Genomic DNA, 18,259 nt, shown 5'->3' with positions numbered 1-18,259 from the left:
AACTCATTCACCGGGCTGCTATTTTAGCGGAGCAACCTGATTTATTTCTGTCCGACGTGGCCACCAACGGTGCCCAATTGCGGAAAACATTGCACCTGCCACCACCACGAATGCGCCGACGTATCCCACAAAGTTGAGAGAAGGTGCGGTGAACATATCTGGCCAGGCCAGCGCCAATAAAATTGAAAAAAACAAGGTAAACAGCGGCGTCAATGTGACGAGTGCGCTTACCTGCGCTGCCTGCCAGCGCGCCATGGCCTCAGCCAAGGCACCATAACCAACCAGGGTATTAACCCCGCAAAAAAGCAAACAGGCAAACTGCCACCCATTTAGCTGAAAAATAACGGCTGGTTTTGCTAATGGGAATAATGCAACTGCACATAAAGTGTACAACAACAATAAGATTTGTTGCGATGCCATACGCCTTAATAGCACTTTCTGGGCGACACCATAACTGACCCAGACAACCGCTGCACAGACCCCCAATGCCACCCCAAGAGTGTAATCAGTCAGGCGGGTAAAGATTTCATGCAAGCTCGTGTTAAAAAATAACAGCAGGCCACAAATCAGCATACCCGCACCAATAACTTGGGTGATGCGCATCCGCTCTTTTAAAATCAGTACACTGGCAACCATCATCCCGACAGGTGAAAGTTGCCCGATGACTTGAGACGTCGTCGGACTGAGATATTGTAATGATGAGCTGAAGAAGATGAAATTCCCCAGCAAGCCACAGGTCGCAATGATCAGTAATATTAACCAGCGACGTTGGCGAAAAAGTTTAAGGGAGGGCAACTGACGACGCGAAGCCAAAATAATCCCCAAGCCGATAGCCGCCATCATAAAGCGATACCAGACAATGGTATAAGGCTCCATGACCTCGAGCACTTGCTTCATTGCAATCGGCAAGGCACCCCAGAATACCGCAGTGGTCAGTGCCAAAAAAATACCTAAACCAGCCTGCTGCTTCGTATCCATTTTTTACCAGTGGGGTTAACCCATAAATGTAAAAAGCCCCGCAACGAAATTGCAGGGCTTACATCTATTTACAGGACGCGAAAAACTTATTCAGCTTCGATGCTGATAAATTTACGGTTTTTCGGGCCTTTAACTTCGAACTTGACTTTACCGTCAGCCAAAGCAAACAGAGTATGGTCTTTGCCGCAACCTACGTTGATGCCTGCGTGGAACTTAGTGCCACGCTGACGAACGATGATACTGCCTGCCAAAACTGCTTCGCCGCCAAAACGTTTTACGCCAAGACGTTTACTTTCGGAGTCACGACCGTTACGAGTCGAGCCACCAGCCTTTTTATGTGCCATTTATCCGCTCTCCTAAATCTTAAGCGCTGATGCCGGTGATTTTAACATCAGTGAACCACTGACGATGACCTTGTTGCTTACGGTAATGCTTACGACGACGGAATTTAACAATCTTAATCTTCTCGCCACGACCGTGAGCAACTACTTCAGCCTTGATCTTGCCACCATCGACTAAAGGAGCGCCGATATTGATTTCTTCACCGTTAGCAATCATCAGAACTTGGTCAAACTCAACAGTTTCACCAGTTGCGATGTCCAGCTTTTCCAGGCGAATGGTCTGACCTTCGCTTACTCGGTGTTGTTTACCACCACTTTGGAAAACCGCGTACATATAAAACTCCGCTTTCCGTGCACTCCACTTTTGTAGTCCAGAGCGCACTATAAATATTCACAATAGGGCGCGAATTCTACGCAAAAATGTAGTGAATGACAAGTATATAATCAGTCCAAGAGAAGAAAAAAAGCACAGTTTCTTACATCTCGTTTATTTGATGAATTTTTCAAGTACAATCATAGTCTCAGGGAACGTCATGTAATAATGTGGGCGGTAATCTCATCGTAGTTAAAGAGAAAAACAGCTGAATATAACAATGAACCTAGAAAAGATTATCGACTTAACCGCGCCAGATATGGCGGCTGTAAACACAACAATTCTCGACCAATTGAACTCTGATGTTGTTCTTATCAATCAATTGGGCCATTACATTATCGGTGGCGGTGGGAAACGTATCCGACCAATGATTGCTGTTTTGGTGGCTCGGGCATTGGGCTATCAGGGCACTAAACACATCACGGTCGCAGCATTGATTGAATTCATCCATACAGCAACGCTGCTGCATGATGATGTGGTCGATGAATCAGACATGCGCCGTGGCAAGGCGACGGCCAATGCCGCTTTTGGTAATGCTGCCAGCGTATTGGTGGGTGATTACATCTATACACGCTCATTCCAAATGATGACAAGCCTTGAATCATTACGTGTCCTTACACTGATGTCAGCCGCAACGAATGTGATTGCTGAAGGTGAAGTATTGCAGTTAATGAACTGCAATAATCCTGACATCACTGAAGAAAATTATATGCAGGTCATCTATAGCAAGACAGCCCGCTTGTTTGAAGCTGCTTCACAGTCTGCTGCGATATTATCCGATGCAACTGAAGAGCAAGAGCTTGCATTGCAAAATTATGGCCGCTATCTGGGCACGGCTTTCCAGCTTATTGATGATCTGTTGGATTACAGTTCCGATGGTGCCACTTTGGGTAAAAATACCGGTGATGACCTGAATGAAGGCAAACCAACACTGCCTTTATTGCATGCAATGAATAATGGGACACCAGAACAAGCCGCTATGATTCGACAAGCCATTGAAGAAGGAAATGGCCGCCATTTACTGGAACCCGTATTAGTTGCAATGCAGCAATGTGGCTCACTGGATTATACCCGCCAGCGCGCCGAAGACGAGGCTGATAAAGCTATTGCTGCTTTGCAGGTTCTCCCTGATAGCGAATATCGTCAGGCTCTGGAAGGATTGGCGCATATTGCTGTACAACGCGCATTTTAAGAAACCATTAGGAAACTCTGGCGCAATTGCCGGAGTTTTTCTATTAGCAACAAGCTCGGCACTCACCAATACAGTAATGCATTAATATTACAGAAATTTATGGACTGTATGCACTATATTTTATTAATGACCAAAACCGGCAACTCACCTACCCTAATCTGTAGTCAACTTTTCTATTAAGCTTTTAGCGCCCTCACGAAAAATAAACGTAATGACCTGCTCACGTTCAGCCTCGGTAAAACGATAATACGCTTCAATCCACAGTGCCAGCGGGTCCTGTCGCGTCGCCGTGTATTTGGCGGGTTCCTCCCTTAACTGCAATGAATTCAATATGGTGACAGGCAAGCTCTCAATGTGATATTCGACAGCCTTTCCTTGAACACCACGGCGGCGGCGCTGTTCCCATCCCTCACGTTTAGCCATGAGGTTTACTCCCTGTGGTGATGACGGTAAGCCATCAAGACCTGCCAACTCCTTAGCGGCAAACCACTCTTTTTTCATGGTGTTGCTTCCTAATATGCGTTATGACACAAAAAAGGAATATTTAGAAAACATTTAAAATCTTTCAGAAAATAAATGTTAGTATACTTCTAAATGATTACTTTCTGTTCACCGTACGATTAACAATGTACCGTTATTTATATCACTAACACGTCAGCAGCTTAGAAAAAAAAAGGATTAAAGATGATTTTAAGGAAATCTGATTGGCACCCAGCCGACATCATTGCTGCACTACGCAAGAAAGACACCACTCTGGCGGCGCTCTCTCGAAAAGCAGGTTTAAGCTCATCCACACTTGCTAATGCGCTAACTCGCCCGTGGCCGAAGGGGGAATGGTTGATTGCACAATGCCTGGATATTCATCCTTCTGAAATTTGGCCAACACGCTATTTTGACTCAAAAACCGGTGATCTTCTGGACCGAAAAGTGAGGATACGACAACCTATTATCCAGGCATAAAAAAACCGCCGATAAACTGCTTCGGCGGTTAATGGTGTGATTTCAGGGGCTGCTTTAGCCCCTGCTACACTGATTTATTTTACAAACTGCTCGCCTAACTCAATATCTTTGTGCAACACATCCAGCATGCTTTCAAGGGCTTGTTGCTCAAATGCACTCAGTTTGCCGATATCTTTACGCTCTGCAACGCCGTCTTTACCCAATAGAATTGGTTGAGCGAAGAAACGGGCATACTTGCCATCGCCTTCAACGTAAGAACATTCCACAACATTGCTCTCGCCTTGCAGAGCGCGAACCAAAGAAAGGCCAAAGCGTGCAGCAGCTTGCCCCATAGACAGAGTCGCAGACCCGCCACCGGCTTTTGCTTCAACAACTTCAGTACCTGCATTCTGGATACGCTTAGTCAGATCAATAACTTCTTGCTCTGTGAAACTGATACCTGGAATTTGTGAAAGCAATGGCAGGATAGTCACACCTGAGTGACCGCCAATAACCGGCACTTCGATATCCTGAGGTTGCTTACCTTTCAGCTCAGCAACAAAGGTATTCGAACGAATGGTATCCAGTGTAGTAATACCGAATAATTTATTTTTGTCGTAAACACCGGCTTTTTTCAGCACTTCTGCCGCAATAGCAACCGTGGTATTAACAGGGTTAGTAATAATACCGATTAATGCTTTCGGGCAAGTGCGCGCGATTTGCTCAACCAGATTACGAACAATACCCGCGTTCACATTGAACAGGTCTGAACGATCCATTCCGGGTTTGCGTGCAACCCCCGCAGAGATCAGAACAATATCTGCCCCTTGCAGGGCCGGGGTAGCATCTTCACCGCTGAAGCCTTTAATATTAACAGCAGTTGGGATATGGCTCAGATCAACCGCAACACCAGGAGTGACTGGCGCGATATCATATAATGAGAGGTCTGAACCTGAAGGAAGCTGGGTCTTGAGTAGAAGAGCGAGGGCCTGGCCGATACCACCAGCGGCACCGAGAACTGCAACTTTCATCCTATACTCCTTATTATATTTAATTTAAATTTGCCGTGAATTCATCTATTTACGAACCTTAATTTATTGCGATTTTAAACACAATCTATTAACAGTCAGATTGAGATATCACGCATCAAAAAGGCGCATAAGGTTTGTCTATTTTAGATTAAATCGCTTATTCATTAATGATATAGCGCACATTATTCTAAAATTATCTGGCGTATTCATGACAGGTTAATCGGCGGTTACATTACACCCTTCCTTTACATCAAAACAACATCATTTTAATAACATTTTAGCTACTCAATACAAATGTTAAAAAAAGCTGATTTAGCATAATCGTAACAGTAAGAGAGTGTTAGAATTTCAGCACACCTTGATATCACGGCTTTTATCACCAATACTCCATAGTCATGTTGAATAAAAATTCATTTATATGCATAATAATCCTATTCACTATTGACTGTCAGGGCATAAAAAATGCGTAACCCCGCCAAACAAGAAGATCTTATCAAGGCGTTTAAAGCGTTATTGAAAGAAGAGAAATTCAGTTCTCAAGGTGAAATCGTTTTGGCCTTGCAGGAAGAAGGCTTTGAAAATATTAACCAGTCCAAAGTATCGCGCATGTTGACAAAATTTGGTGCGGTCAGAACGCGTAATGCAAAAATGGAGATGGTTTATTGTTTACCGGCTGAATTAGGGGTTCCGACCACCAGCAGCCCGCTCAAGAATCTGGTATTAGATGTTGATTATAATGATTCAGTCGTTGTGATTAACACCAGCCCAGGAGCAGCCCAATTGATCGCCCGACTGCTGGACTCATTAGGTAAAGCGGAAGGCATTCTCGGCAGCATCGCAGGTGATGACACTATTTTCACCACACCTGCCAGAGGTTTCACCGTCGAACAGTTACATGAAGCTATCCTCCGTTTGTTCGAACAAGAGCTTTAATTCACTACCAATATTAAGATGCGGCCTGATATGCCGCATTTTCTCGTTTGGTACATGTCGACCTTATTAGTCCAAACATTTCGCGATAAACAGGGCATCTGACTGCCTCATCTACTTAAAACCACTCAATCCCCCTGCTTTTACTTCATTTATGGTCAGAGTCGCCGTACTCTTCCGCACTTTTAGTCAAAAATACTTATCATATTGAAAAGACTCTATTTTCTCTGAAAAGTGCTGTTTTTTAATCAATTTTTATTCCTTTTCGTTCTTAAAAAGTAATAACGCACGATAAAGTGACGTTAAATATTATTAGCGGGCTATTAATATTCTCAGTTACTAGATGTATACTCATTTTCGTGACGTAAATCACACTTCCTTTGAAGTGATAAAAGAATAAATAGAGGCAATAATATGAAAGTTAAAACTACTATCGCAACCATGAGCATTCTATCTGCACTGTCATTTGGTGTTTTTGCAGCTGATTCCATCAGTGAAAATCAAGCTGCTAATTTGCAACCGATGGGGACTATTACCGTCAGTGGCCTGAATGGTGCGCCTTCTGATATTCGTCAGGCGCTGTCTGATAAAGCCGATGCCATGGGCGCTAAAGCTTATAAAGTGATTGAAGCGCGCGAAGAGAACAACTGGCATGCGACTGCCACTATCTACCAATAATTGTAGAGTTGGCCGTCATTTGTCATAGCGACATAAAGAATGGCGGCAAGGTCATAATTGAGATTTAAGTTGAATCAACAGTAAAACCAACAAGCCCAAAACACCAAAAATCTATGATAAGCACTTTTGGATTGTCGGTTCATATTTAGGAGATAATCATGAAAATCAAAACAACCCTGACGGCCCTTAGCTTACTTTCTGTTGTTGCTTTCGGCGCATCAGCAGCGCAATCAATTGATGCGGCTCAAGCCAGCAAAATGACTGATTTAGGTGCAATTAGTGTTAGCGGTATTACTGGCGCGCCTTCTGATATTGAGCAGGCAATCGCGAATAAAGCAGACAGCAAAGGCGCTACGGCCTACAAAATCATTGGTATTAATGATGATAATGGTTGGCACGCAACAGCTAAGATTTACAAATAAGATTCAGCGCCCAGAATGAAAGTAAATGCCCCACTCAAAGGGGCATACTTTCGAGCATGATGGTTTATTCAATCTGTTGAAAGATTCATTTTCAGCATATTGAATAGAATATTCATTAAAATAAATTTGTAAGCTTAATCAGCATAACAACAGAATAATCCCTCGTCGTCTATCCGACGAACCCTTTTACCCCCGCTATGCGGGGGCTTTTTTTATCCGTCTTACTCCTGAGATTCAGCCTCTTGTTCTGCTTTTTTATCTAAGGCACTCAACAGCTTGTCATGAATACCACCAAAACCACCATTACTCATCACCAGAATGTGATCCCCTGGTTGGGCGGTTTTGACAACCATATCAACTAGCGTATCAATATCAGCACTCCAATGCGCCGGCTGAATACAAGCTTCGGCGACTTCAACGACTTGCCAAGGAATATGCTGCGGCTGGAATAAGAACACTTCATCAGCACGTCCCAATGAAGGGGCCAATTCGTTTTTACACATACCTAACTTCATGGTGTTAGAACGCGGCTCCAGCACAGCTAAAATTCGTGCAGTGCCACCGACTTTGCTGCGTAATGCCGCCAATGTTGCGAGAATGGCAGTTGGGTGATGAGCAAAATCATCATAAACCGTGACCCCATGAGCTTCACCGCGCAATTCCAAGCGGCGACGCGCATTAATAAAATCACCCAATACCCGGCAAGCATCTGCGGGTAATACCCCCACATGACGGGCCGCGGCTATGGCCATCAAACCGTTATGCATATTATGCTCGCCCACCAATGACCAACTGACCTCGCCGACTAATTCATTGTCGAGGAACACTTCATAGACACTGGCATCAACTGCGACTTTACGTGCAAACCAACTGCCGGTTTCACCCACCAGCTCTTGTTCACTCCAACATCCCATCGCCATCACTTGTTTTAGATGAGTGTCATTATCCGGAACAATGATTTTGCCTTTGCCTGGCACTAAGCGCACCAAATGGTGGAATTGCTTTTGGATCGCCTTCAGATCATCAAAGATATCAGCATGATCGAATTCAAGGTTATTCATGACCAAGGTTCTTGGGCTGTAATGAACAAATTTAGAGCGCTTATCAAAGAAGGCGCAATCATATTCATCGGCTTCGATGACAAAGAAAGGGCTATTGCCTAAACGAGCTGAAACATCGAAATTCCCGGGCACGCCACCAATCACAAAACCCGGTTCATAACCGCAAGCTTCCAGTATCCAGGCCACCATTCCGGCAGTTGTAGTCTTGCCATGGGTACCCGCGATTGCCAACACCCAGCGCTCAGGTAACACATGGTCATGCAACCATTGTGGGCCGGAAACATAAGGAATACCTTGTTCTAACACGGCCTCAACGCACGGGTTACCACGGGTCATGGCATTACCGATGATGACTAAATCCGGTGTTGGATTCAGTTGAGCGGGATCATATCCTTGGATCAAGTCGATCCCTTGATTCTCCAGCAATGTGCTCATCGGCGGATACACGTTAGCATCCGATCCCGTCACTTCATGACCTAATGAACGAGCAAGCATTGCCAGGCCGCCCATAAAAGTGCCGCAGATACCTAATATGTGAATGCGCATAAATTTTCCGTATTAATAAGCTTAGAGTTTGTTGCCATTCTACCGCTCAGAATCAAAGAGAAGAAATGGAATTGCCTATGAATCATTCTCACCTTTGGGCTACACTGCTGCCATTAAGTGAGTTGTTCGTTAATAAATCGATATTTAACCGTAGATTCAGGGATTGTGTCATGAAAACGTTAGGCGAATTCATCGTTGAGAAACAGTTAGACTTCTCTCACGCCACTGGCGAATTAACTGCATTACTTTCAGCAATCAAACTCGGCGCAAAAATCATTCATCGCGACATCAACAAAGCAGGTCTGGTTGATATTTTAGGCGCGAGCGGAGTTTCAAATATTCAAGGTGAAGACCAGATGAAACTGGATCTGTTTGCCAATGAAAAATTGAAAGCTGCCCTAAAAGCACGTGGCGAAGTTGCCGGTATCGCCTCCGAAGAAGAAGACGATATTGTTATCTTTGATGGTGGTCGAGCAGAAAATGCCAAATATGTGGTTCTGATGGATCCGCTGGATGGCTCTTCAAATATTGACGTGAATGTGTCCGTCGGTACTATTTTCTCCATCTATCGTCGTATCACGCCATTTGGTACACCTATTACTGAAGCAGACTTCCTGCAACCGGGCACCAAGCAAGTTGCGGCAGGTTATGTGGTGTACGGCTCGTCAACCATGTTGGTGTATACCACTGGCTACGGCGTCCATACTTTCACTTATGATCCGTCGCTGGGTGTTTTCTGTTTATCCGGCGAAAAAGTGCGTTATCCCGCAACCGGTTGCATGTATTCCATCAACGAAGGGAACTACATTAAATTCCCACTGGGTGTGAAGAAATACATCAAATATTGCCAAGAGCAGGATGAGGCCACTCATCGCCCATACACTTCGCGCTATATTGGCTCACTGGTTGCCGATTTCCATCGTAACCTGTTGAAAGGTGGGATTTATATTTACCCAAGCACTGCCAGCCATCCACAGGGTAAATTGCGCCTGCTGTATGAGTGCAATCCAATGGCATTCCTGGCAGAACAAGCCGGGGGGAAAGCCACTGATGGGGTTAATCGCATTCTGGATATCGTGCCGGAGAAACTGCACCAGCGCGCACCTTTCTTCGTTGGAACCAAGTCCATGGTTGAAGATGCAGAAGGCTTTATCGCTAAATTCCCAGATGAAGAAGTGAAATAATTAGCGTTAATACCCTAAACAGCCACCTATTTGGTGGCTTGATGTTTAAGGGATGAAGAACAGCGGCCATTCGATCCGCTGTTTTTTTATGCAACAACAGCGAGTTCATCGCCCGGTAATTTAAATATCGCCATACTGGCTGACAATGCATCAGCTTGTTCCTCTAATGAACACGTCGCTGCGGCAGCCTGTTCAACTAATGCGGCGTTTTGTTGCGCGACTTGATCCATTTGAGCAATCGCCACATTAACCTGCTCAATTCCGCTGCTTTGCTCATAAGAAGCCGCTGAAATTTCGCGCATCAATGCTGTCACCCGACCGACTTCATTAGCAATCTCATGCATGGTTTTCCCTGCGGATTCAGCCATATCTGCACCTTCCCGCACCCGACTTTGTGATTCAATAATCAAGTCTTTAATTTCTTTTGCTGACTGCGCGCTGCGCTGTGCCAGGTTACGAACTTCGCCCGCGACCACAGCAAAACCGCGCCCTTGCTCACCCGCTCTGGCCGCTTCAACCGCCGCATTAAGCGCCAGTATATTAGTTTGAAACGCGATACCATCAATGACGGCAATAATATCGGAAATTCGGCGTGAACTGGTGGTAATTGCCTGCATTTTATCCACCACATGGCTAACAACTTTACTGCCTTTATTGGCAATGTCCGACACACTCATGGCCAGGCGATTTGCCTGATCTGAGTTTTCCGCATTCATTTTTACGGTCGACGTTAGCTGCTCCATACTGGCCGCGGTTTGCTCTAATGAAGACGCCGATTCTTCAGTTCGTTCAGCCAAATGGCTATTACCCGCAGCTAATTCCCGCGAACCAATGCCAATTTGCCCACCAACATCCCGCACATTACTGACAGAAATCACCAGCGATTGCTGCATAGTTTCCAGTGCTTTTGCCAGTCGGGCTAATTCCGTATTGCCCTCACTGTTAATACTGTGGGTCAAATCACCATCGGCTATATATTCCAACTGATGAATTGATTGCTCTAACGGCTGTAAAATAATGTATTTAAGTGCAAACCACGCCAGTACCGCAGAGAGCAAAGTGACCAATCCCGCAGCGACAATGATTGCCAATTTAATTTTGGCGGCCTGATTAGCTTTAGCGATTTGCAATTGGCCAGCATCCAGTGCATAACTGCGAAAAGCCGCGACATCATTATTAAAAGCTTTGCTGATATCCGTAATATTCTTTTCCAGTACTTCATAATATTCATCAGCATAGCCCGCTTTGATTGCGGTCAACATGGGTATGACACCCTTATCAATATAATTTTTATAACTTTTTTGGATATTAGTCGCCAGCTCCTGCCCGTCTCCCCGGTCAGTTACCGCACTGACAAAACGCGCCATTTCGTTTTGTGATAATGCCAATAAAGCCTCAGCCTCCTTTGCTGTTTGTAGCGATTCATCAATCAAGCCTATTTCTAATTGATGGATGGCCAAGGCCGCTTCAGTTCTGGCACTTAATGTGGCATTAAAACTATTTGATAGCGATCCTAACTCCTCCCCTTGGATTTGATTGATGACCTGTAATGCACCTGAACTTTCCTGGATTGAATTAATACCAATGAGACTGACAATCAGTAAAATCAATGACATAAAGCTTAGCTGAGCAATAAGCCCATTTTTAATGGTAATCTTTTTTAACATCGGTTTTTTCCGGTTATGTGCAAATGGTTAAGATTACAAAGCGTTAGCAGTACAGTGGACTGTCTTATTGTTTGATTAAGTTATCGGCTGTAAGAAAGTCGTCTTGAACCATCACCAGAAAAACAGCTTAAAATAGATACATTTAGATAATGACAGTATTTTATCTCAATAGAATGGCCTTGATTCAGGCAATCTCACCGTCATCAAACAGTGAAAAGGACAGGAATTCAGATAAGACTTGGCTATAATAGCCGGCACTCCATTTCTGGTTTGATAAAAGGAAACCGACATGAGCTTGAACCAAGTACCCGCAGGTAAAGACCTGCCAGAAGATATCTATGTTGTGATCGAAATCCCTGCGAATGCAGATCCTATCAAATATGAAATTGATAAAGAGACTGGCTCTTTGTTTGTAGACCGCTTCATGTCTACCGCCATGTTTTATCCGTGCAACTACGGTTACATCAACAACACCTTGTCATTAGATGGCGACCCGGTTGATGTACTGGTCCCAACGCCATATCCGTTGCAGCCAGGTTCTGTCATTCGTTGCCGTCCAGTTGGTGTGCTGAAAATGACTGACGAAGCGGGCGAAGATGCCAAGCTGGTTGCGGTTCCACACAGCAAACTGACCAAAGAATATGACCACGTTAAAGATGTGCAAGACCTGCCAGAGCTGCTGAAAGCTCAGATCAAACATTTCTTTGAGCATTACAAGGATCTGGAAACAGGCAAGTGGGTGAAAGTTGATGGTTGGGAAGATGCCGCAGCAGCTAAAGCTGAAATCCTGTCTTCTTTCGAGCGCGCGAAGAAGTAATTCTCTGTTGCACATAACAAAAAAGCACTTCTTCGAGAAGTGCCTTTTTGAGTGAACAGCAAAAACACCGCCACTGCGCGGTGTTTTTTATTTATATCTGTCTAGCTTTGCGGCTTATCATTTTCTTCATGGCGCTTGAGCCAATCACCACTGTAAATGCGGGGTAATCCTTCAACCGGTAAACGGTAAAGGTATATCCAGGCACTGCCGTAAGGCGTCTGGATCAACTCGCGCCGATAATCCTTAGTATTACTCTTAAGTTCATCTAACTCGTTCATAATAGATGAGTTAATCCGATAAACTTCACAATGCACAGTGCCATCTCCGGGGACAACTGCCGGATAATGACCTAAGTTGTACATATCAAAGCCTTCCAGGTCATGTTCGCCCAATAACTGGGCGTCCGTCATCCAGTGACTATTACCTTGCTTGCGCCGTAAACTGCCGTAGACAATAATTCGCATTGTTAGAACTCAAACTGATAAAGCACATCTAATGCCTGATCAATACCAGACACCGCTTCCAGATACAACCTGGGCATCAACCGATAACGTAATGTTAACGTAGCCAGCGAATCAAATATACCCACACCGTATTTTACTTGCAGATCTTTGGTGACATAACCGCTCACGACCACTTGTGAGCTATCACCCACCCCCTGAGTATCCAGTGCCAGGTTACTGACGCCAAATGCCTCGCCGATTTTACCGACCAGTTTGCCGCTTTGCGCAACGCCCATCCCCACCAGCATTGAGGTCATCAGGCCGCTGTCTGCACCTGAATTACCTAACCCTTGGCCACGTAACAAATAGGATAATGCTTCTTGTTGCGACATCGACGGGTCTGAGAATATTTCCAGCCGTGGTGAATCCACCATGCCGGTCACCCGCACACCGGCAGTCACTCCGTCGGCGGTCGCATCAGGATTTCGGATAGCCTCAATATTAAGCAGCGGCTGATCCGGTGGCCCTGAGAACAACAATATTCCTTTGTTAACAATCAGATCCTGACCATACGCACGGAAACTACCGGACGGAATATTAATTTGCCCATTTAAGCCCAAGCCCCGCTGGTCTTGTACCATTTTCAAATCGCCCTGTAAGCGCGCTTTCAGGCCAAATGCATTCAGGCGAACATCATTACCAATCCGAATCACCAGATTACTGTTAATCGGAATACTGGTTGAGCGAGGTGAGATAGGCTTCAAATCATTATTGAGCATGACTTCATCAGGCGAGACACCGACGGCACTTTCCGGGACTTCCTGCACGGTAATCCGCGCCCAAGGGATATCGACCGAACCATTCAGAGTAAACAGTTGTGGCGTGGCTTCAAAAACAATATCCGGCGAAACATCAATCCGCACCATCGGCGGGACGGTGACCCGCAGTTTATTACCTTTGGCGGCAATTCGGGCGCGCCAGGCATTGATATCACGCCAGTCGGCATCCCCGGAAAGATTAAGTTGCCCCTGAGAGGTGCGAATCAACCCTTCCAGTGTTGAGGTCATACCGTCAAAATTCATCACCAGACGCCCTTCGGTGATATCAAATGGCATCCAACTGCCATCGACATCCACATTGTCTAGCGCCAGACGCCCAAAGACTAGCGGGCTTTTCGCATTACCGCCTAAACGGAGGTTTGCATTTAATGAGCCAGAGGCCTTTTCTCCATCACTCAGAATAGGGTTAATCATTGCCAGCGAGAAATTACTGATAGCAATATTACCGGAGAGATTGCGCCGCCCCTCAGGATCAGCAACCTGCACCTGCCCAGAGAATTGACCATTATTCACCAGCTTAATTAACCAGTCAGCCTGCACCTGCCCATTTGCTAGGCCGCCATTCAGGTTCAAGGTTTCAAAAGCAATTGGCAGTGGATTGCCCTGCACCATTTGCTGCACTTTGACGCCGTTGCCACTGAGTGATACCCGCACATCTGGCAAGCTTCCACCGGCTTTCCAACTCACATCAGCGCGCCCTGTGAACACACCGCTCATCGTGGTATCTGGGCCAAGGAATGGTTTTATCATCGCTAAATCAAAACGATTGAGTACCACACTCGCCTGCCCACTTGGGCCGGCTTCTATAGCACGCGGCACACACAGTTCCGCATTCGGATTTACCCAACAATGTGGCCCGATGGTGACCCGTTCGAGTGTGTTTTGGTAATCCAAAGCAATGGCGCGGCTTAAGCGCCATTCACCGACGGGTGTATCAAAACGAGTGTTATTAAGAGTACCGCGCCAACGCGCCTGTTGGCGGTCAAAACTGCCTTCCAGCGCCAATTGGCCGGAAACCGGCTCGCCCTGCATATTCAGCCGTAATTGATGCTGTTTTTCACTGCCACGGGCATCCAACGTCAATAGGCTGACCACAAAATCAGCTTGTTTGAGCTGCTCAACCCTGATGGCCAACTGACCCTGAATTTGGTCAGTAGAGCGAACATCGCCATCAATTTTAACCCGATTAATCGTCAATTCTTGCCATTGCAGGCGGCTGGCGGTGAGATCCGCCAGCAATTGTGGCGCTTTAAGATTCCCGCGTAACTTCAGAGTCCCTTTCACTACGCCGCCTAACCCCGGCAATGCACCATCGAGCTGCGGTGCATCAACATTGGCATCGAGCAACCAGTTGTCATTCAAGTCGCCTTTTACATCCAGCGTATTACGCCCTAATGCCAGATTGATGCCGGGAATATGCCACTGACCTGCTGCATTACCGGTCAATGAGCCGCGAGCGGTGACGCGATTTTGTTTCACATTCCCGTCGAGTGTCAGCTCCGGCACCTGTAATTGCCAACTGCCACCATGGACACTGCCACGGGTAACAATCTTGCCGTCCAGTTTTGCCGGCCACTCAGGCCACTGTTTGGCCGTATTAATGCCCGACAAGGTTAATACTGAGTTCCAACTGATCGCCTTGCTCCAATCCACCACACCGGTCAGGTCGGTATTACCTTGCAGTGCCGCCAGACGCAAACGCGTCAGATTGAATTGCTCAACATTCCCTTTGCCATCCAAGGTGAATACCGCTGGCGGTAAGTCAGTTCCTTTAAAATCCGAGCGCACGGACAGCGCGTAGTCTGTCGCCTGCCCATTGAAGCGCATTCTGAGATTATCGAGTTGGAACTGCGGCTCACCACTTAATGGCCAGCGCAGTTGCTTACTTTGCAGGGTCAGTGCCAAAGGCAGCCCCGCTTGCGCTAATGCCGCTTCGGCCTCCAGTTGTGCGCTGACAGGGCCAGACAGATTAAGAGCGACGTTGAGTTGCTCACGTAAAGCGCCCGCCACCGTCAGCTTCACTTTCTCGCCCTTCAGCGGTTCAATGTTCAACGCGCTGTTGACGGTCATACTCAGCGGCCACTTATCCGCCAGCGTCGCCTCACCATGAGCTGATAACCCACCCTGTGGCGATTTGATGTCCAGCGTGTCCAGTGTTATGCGGTTTTCTTGGGTACTGGCTTGCAGTAGAACCTGAGTAATAAGCACATCAGTATCACCCGTCAGCCGCAGTTGTTGCCCTGATAGCTCTTTGATCTGCACATCCAGTGGTAAACGAAAATCCGGTAAGTCTGGCAATAACGGCTTGGCAAATAACGCTTTTAAGGTTTCACCCAGTGGAGTTTCTGGTTCTACGGGAGCTGCCGCCTGTTGCTCAACCGCCTCTTTGACGGCGATAGCGGTTTCAACCGCAGGTTTAGCCGCATCAGGGACGATAGTGGGCACCGTTTTCGGCAATGCTATCAATAACCCACTGATTTTAGTCGGCATCAAGTTCAATGCGCGCTGCTGCCAATGCGCACCTGTACGGAATTCATCCAGCGAAATCGCGGTGTCATCAATGGCCACTTTGACATTATTTAATGACAGCAAACGTAAGATTATGGGGTACGGGGTACTCAGCTCGCCCATGGGTTCAGTGCTGGCAGGTGCCGGAGCCGCTGGCGCCATAGCTTTGGTATCCACCACCACATCCACATCTTGGGCGGTCAGCGCATTGATGCACAGCTCACTGCGTTTTAAGCAGGAGAGCTGTAATGACAGATGAAATTGCCCCGCTTTCACAGTGACACCCGGCATGTGGTACTGAATGCCTTTTAAGGTGAGATCACGCCAGCCACCGCTGACACTGGCAATATCCAGGCCGGGCACCCAGCGCACGGCGCTGTTGATGACAAAATGCAAACCACTGGTGGTGCCGAGCAAGCCCGCCAGAGCCCCGACCAGCAGCAGGATAATGAGCAGAAATGCAATACTGAGTCTCTTTATCCACCTCCGTCCCTTGAGCAAAATCATAGTTCAGGCCCCAAACCGATGTAAAATTGCACGCCATGTGCTTCGTTGTCACCAATAGGTTTCGCGATATCCAGTTTAATTGGGCCAACGGGAGAAGCCCAACGCACGCCAAACCCGGCACCGGTTTTTAAATCACTTTTGCGAATATCATTTACAGCTTCACCCGTATCGACGAATACCGCACCCCACCATCGGCCGGTGACGTTATATTGATATTCCAAAGAGCCGGTGGCCAATTTAGAGGCCCCGGTTAACTTACCTTCGCTGTCGCGCGGGGAAACATCACGGAATTTATAGCCACGAATGCTGCGGTCACCACCGGCGAAGAAGCGCAATGACGGCGGCACACGGTTAAAGTCATTGGTTTCAATCCAGCCTAAATTGCCACGCGCCACAAAGCGATTTTTCTCGCCCAAGGTGCGAATCCACACGTTTTGCGCTTGGAAAATGCCGAAATCAACATCAGATCCCCAGGTAGTATCAGACACATCAATAGAATAACGTTGGCTATCACCCCAGACTGGCATTGCACCACCACGCTGGCGGGTGCGGTTAATGCTCACCCCCGGATACAACAGCATAGTGGTGTCAGTGACACTGCCCTGAGTAAAGTGATCCAAACTCCAGCGCAGGTTTATCGCGCGCTGCCAACCACTGGATAAATCCCAGAAGCGGGCAACATTGAGCGTCGTGGTATCTGATTTGGTATCATTCAGATCAGTACGTTTAAACCCGCCCTGCAACAGGTAATACTGCTCAAGGGGATTTTTTAACAATGGGATCCGATAGCTGAAATCCAGTGTCTGTTCAGGAGCCGAAAGTGTGGTACTGGTGGTCAGGCTGTGCCCATAGGAGTTCACCCAGGGTTTACGCCAACTGGCCGTCAGACGCGGGCCGACATCCGTGGCATAACCGCCCCCCAGCTCAACAGTGTTTTCTGTTCGTGGCGTCACAACCGCATCAAGCGGCAAAGTTTTGGTTTTCTTCGCATCGCGGAAGTCCGGCGAGACGACCACGGAGTTAAACCAATTGGTGGCAGACAGTCGGCGGTTCAATTCGGCCAAATCATCAGCCGAATACAGCTGCCCCTCATGAAAAGGCACTAAATTTTGCAGATAATCTTCGCGGATTTGCGAGCCTTGGAAAATAACTTTACCAAAGCGATAGCGCTGACCACTGTCAAAATCAATATCCCAAAAAGCTTTGCGCAGTTCAGCAGCGACACCTAACTGGCTTTTGAGCATATTGGCATCGAAATAACCACGGCGTAATGCCAAGCCAGTCAGCGAACTTTTGAAACTATCAAAATCGCCATGATTGAGAACTGAGCCAATCTTGGGGGTATCTCGGCGGACCAGCGCCAGGTAATCGGGGTCGGTTTTCGCCCCGCCTTGCAGCACGATATCCACCCCAGCAATCAAAACTGGCTCTCCGGGAACCACCTTGGCAATTAAAATCGAACGGGCAGGCGCGGGGCGCTCTTGTAAATCAAAAGTGATGGTTGGGTCGTAATAACCCAAGGCACGCAGCCCCTGACGAATAGCTTCATCGACCCTTGAACGAAAGCGCCCATCGGCGGTGACTTCATCAGTGCCAATTGTTGATAAACGCGCCCTGACATTTCTTTCTAAATCCCCGCTAAGACCCTCGACCTGCAACCGCACATTGGCAGCGTAGGCGATAGGTGTGGCGAGCAATACACACAAAAAACACAGAATAGGGTATCGTGGCACGCGTACTCCTAATGAATTTTATCCCCATCATCTTTCAAGTTGCAGGTGTGTTAGCCGCTTTTGCTTATCA

17 protein-coding genes are annotated in these 18,259 nt (G+C 46.9%); 7 read left to right on the top strand and 10 right to left on the bottom strand.

Annotated features, from left to right (window positions below; translation table 11 throughout):
• Positions 1–18 precede the first annotated feature (18 nt).
• The 3 genes from F0T03_RS02640 to rplU all read right to left on the bottom strand — a co-directional run bounded on the left by F0T03_RS02640 (position 19) and on the right by rplU (position 1,653).
• Positions 19–978, bottom strand: coding sequence for a DMT family transporter (locus F0T03_RS02640; protein ID WP_159677166.1), 960 nt, complete (start codon positions 976–978; stop codon positions 19–21).
• Between the two features lie 86 nt (positions 979–1,064).
• A complete protein-coding gene (gene rpmA, locus F0T03_RS02635; protein WP_002210179.1) occupies positions 1,065–1,322 on the bottom strand; it encodes a 50S ribosomal protein L27 in 258 nt (85 codons plus the stop codon).
• Between the two features lie 19 nt (positions 1,323–1,341).
• Positions 1,342–1,653, bottom strand: a complete 312-nt coding sequence (gene rplU, locus F0T03_RS02630) for a 50S ribosomal protein L21 (protein WP_004707048.1) — start codon at positions 1,651–1,653, stop codon at positions 1,342–1,344.
• 259 nt (positions 1,654–1,912) lie between these two features.
• Here rplU and ispB point away from each other — a divergent pair, with 259 nt between their 5' ends.
• On the top strand, positions 1,913–2,884 hold the full coding sequence (gene ispB, locus F0T03_RS02625; protein WP_145556521.1) for an octaprenyl diphosphate synthase: 972 nt from the start codon (positions 1,913–1,915) through the stop codon (positions 2,882–2,884).
• 153 nt (positions 2,885–3,037) lie between these two features.
• Here the strand turns inward: ispB and F0T03_RS02620 are convergent, their stop codons facing one another.
• The gene (locus tag F0T03_RS02620; RefSeq protein ID WP_159677165.1) at positions 3,038–3,385 is read right to left on the bottom strand and encodes a DNA-binding protein; all 348 of its coding nucleotides are present in this window, start codon (positions 3,383–3,385) and stop codon (positions 3,038–3,040) included.
• Between the two features lie 183 nt (positions 3,386–3,568).
• Between F0T03_RS02620 and F0T03_RS02615 the strand changes: the two genes are divergently transcribed.
• The gene (locus F0T03_RS02615) at positions 3,569–3,844 is read left to right on the top strand and encodes a helix-turn-helix domain-containing protein (RefSeq protein WP_145556519.1); all 276 of its coding nucleotides are present in this window, start codon (positions 3,569–3,571) and stop codon (positions 3,842–3,844) included.
• A gap of 74 nt (positions 3,845–3,918) precedes the next feature.
• Here the strand turns inward: F0T03_RS02615 and mdh are convergent, their stop codons facing one another.
• A complete protein-coding gene (gene mdh, locus F0T03_RS02610) occupies positions 3,919–4,854 on the bottom strand; it encodes a malate dehydrogenase (RefSeq protein ID WP_145556518.1) in 936 nt (311 codons plus the stop codon).
• Positions 4,855–5,316: 462 nt separating this feature from the next.
• Here mdh and argR point away from each other — a divergent pair, with 462 nt between their 5' ends.
• The 3 genes from argR to F0T03_RS02595 all read left to right on the top strand — a co-directional run bounded on the left by argR (position 5,317) and on the right by F0T03_RS02595 (position 6,884).
• Positions 5,317–5,787: a transcriptional regulator ArgR gene (argR, locus tag F0T03_RS02605; protein ID WP_004389210.1), complete on the top strand. Its 471-nt coding sequence runs from the start codon at positions 5,317–5,319 to the stop codon at positions 5,785–5,787.
• Positions 5,788–6,198: 411 nt separating this feature from the next.
• On the top strand, positions 6,199–6,462 hold the full coding sequence (gene yhcN, locus F0T03_RS02600; protein ID WP_159677164.1) for a peroxide/acid stress response protein YhcN: 264 nt from the start codon (positions 6,199–6,201) through the stop codon (positions 6,460–6,462).
• Between the two features lie 158 nt (positions 6,463–6,620).
• Entirely contained in the window at positions 6,621–6,884 is a 264-nt protein-coding gene (locus tag F0T03_RS02595; RefSeq protein ID WP_145556515.1) for a YdgH/BhsA/McbA-like domain containing protein, read from the top strand.
• Between the two features lie 221 nt (positions 6,885–7,105).
• On the opposite strand, the gene mpl is transcribed toward F0T03_RS02595, so the two are convergent.
• Entirely contained in the window at positions 7,106–8,491 is a 1,386-nt protein-coding gene (gene mpl / locus F0T03_RS02590) for a UDP-N-acetylmuramate:L-alanyl-gamma-D-glutamyl-meso-diaminopimelate ligase (protein ID WP_159677163.1), read from the bottom strand.
• Between the two features lie 170 nt (positions 8,492–8,661).
• On the opposite strand from mpl, the gene fbp reads away from it, so the two are divergent.
• Positions 8,662–9,675, top strand: a complete 1,014-nt coding sequence (gene fbp / locus F0T03_RS02585) for a class 1 fructose-bisphosphatase (RefSeq protein WP_145556513.1) — start codon at positions 8,662–8,664, stop codon at positions 9,673–9,675.
• A gap of 86 nt (positions 9,676–9,761) precedes the next feature.
• On the opposite strand, the gene F0T03_RS02580 is transcribed toward fbp, so the two are convergent.
• Positions 9,762–11,342: a methyl-accepting chemotaxis protein gene (locus tag F0T03_RS02580; protein WP_159677162.1), complete on the bottom strand. Its 1,581-nt coding sequence runs from the start codon at positions 11,340–11,342 to the stop codon at positions 9,762–9,764.
• Positions 11,343–11,631: 289 nt separating this feature from the next.
• Between F0T03_RS02580 and ppa the strand changes: the two genes are divergently transcribed.
• A complete protein-coding gene (ppa, locus tag F0T03_RS02575) occupies positions 11,632–12,159 on the top strand; it encodes an inorganic diphosphatase (protein WP_002210169.1) in 528 nt (175 codons plus the stop codon).
• A gap of 101 nt (positions 12,160–12,260) precedes the next feature.
• On the opposite strand, the gene F0T03_RS02570 is transcribed toward ppa, so the two are convergent.
• Genes F0T03_RS02570 through tamA form a run of 3 tightly spaced genes read right to left on the bottom strand, consistent with a single transcriptional unit; the run spans position 12,261 to position 18,189 of the window.
• Positions 12,261–12,623, bottom strand: coding sequence for a gamma-glutamylcyclotransferase family protein (locus F0T03_RS02570; protein ID WP_019080701.1), 363 nt, complete (start codon positions 12,621–12,623; stop codon positions 12,261–12,263).
• Positions 12,624–12,625: 2 nt separating this feature from the next.
• A complete protein-coding gene (gene tamB / locus F0T03_RS02565) occupies positions 12,626–16,456 on the bottom strand; it encodes an autotransporter assembly complex protein TamB (protein ID WP_159677161.1) in 3,831 nt (1,276 codons plus the stop codon).
• Positions 16,453–18,189 carry an autotransporter assembly complex protein TamA gene (gene tamA, locus F0T03_RS02560; protein WP_145556510.1) on the bottom strand — a complete coding sequence of 579 codons (1,737 nt, stop codon included), beginning with the start codon at positions 18,187–18,189 and terminating at the stop codon, positions 16,453–16,455. The genes tamB and tamA overlap by 4 nt, the downstream gene beginning before the upstream one ends.
• Positions 18,190–18,259: the final 70 nt, after the last annotated feature.

This window comes from Yersinia canariae, from assembly GCF_009831415.1.
GTDB lineage: Bacteria > Pseudomonadota > Gammaproteobacteria > Enterobacterales > Enterobacteriaceae > Yersinia > Yersinia canariae.
The sequence above is the reverse complement of the archived record's forward strand: the minus strand, read 5'-3'. Positions and strand labels throughout refer to the sequence as shown.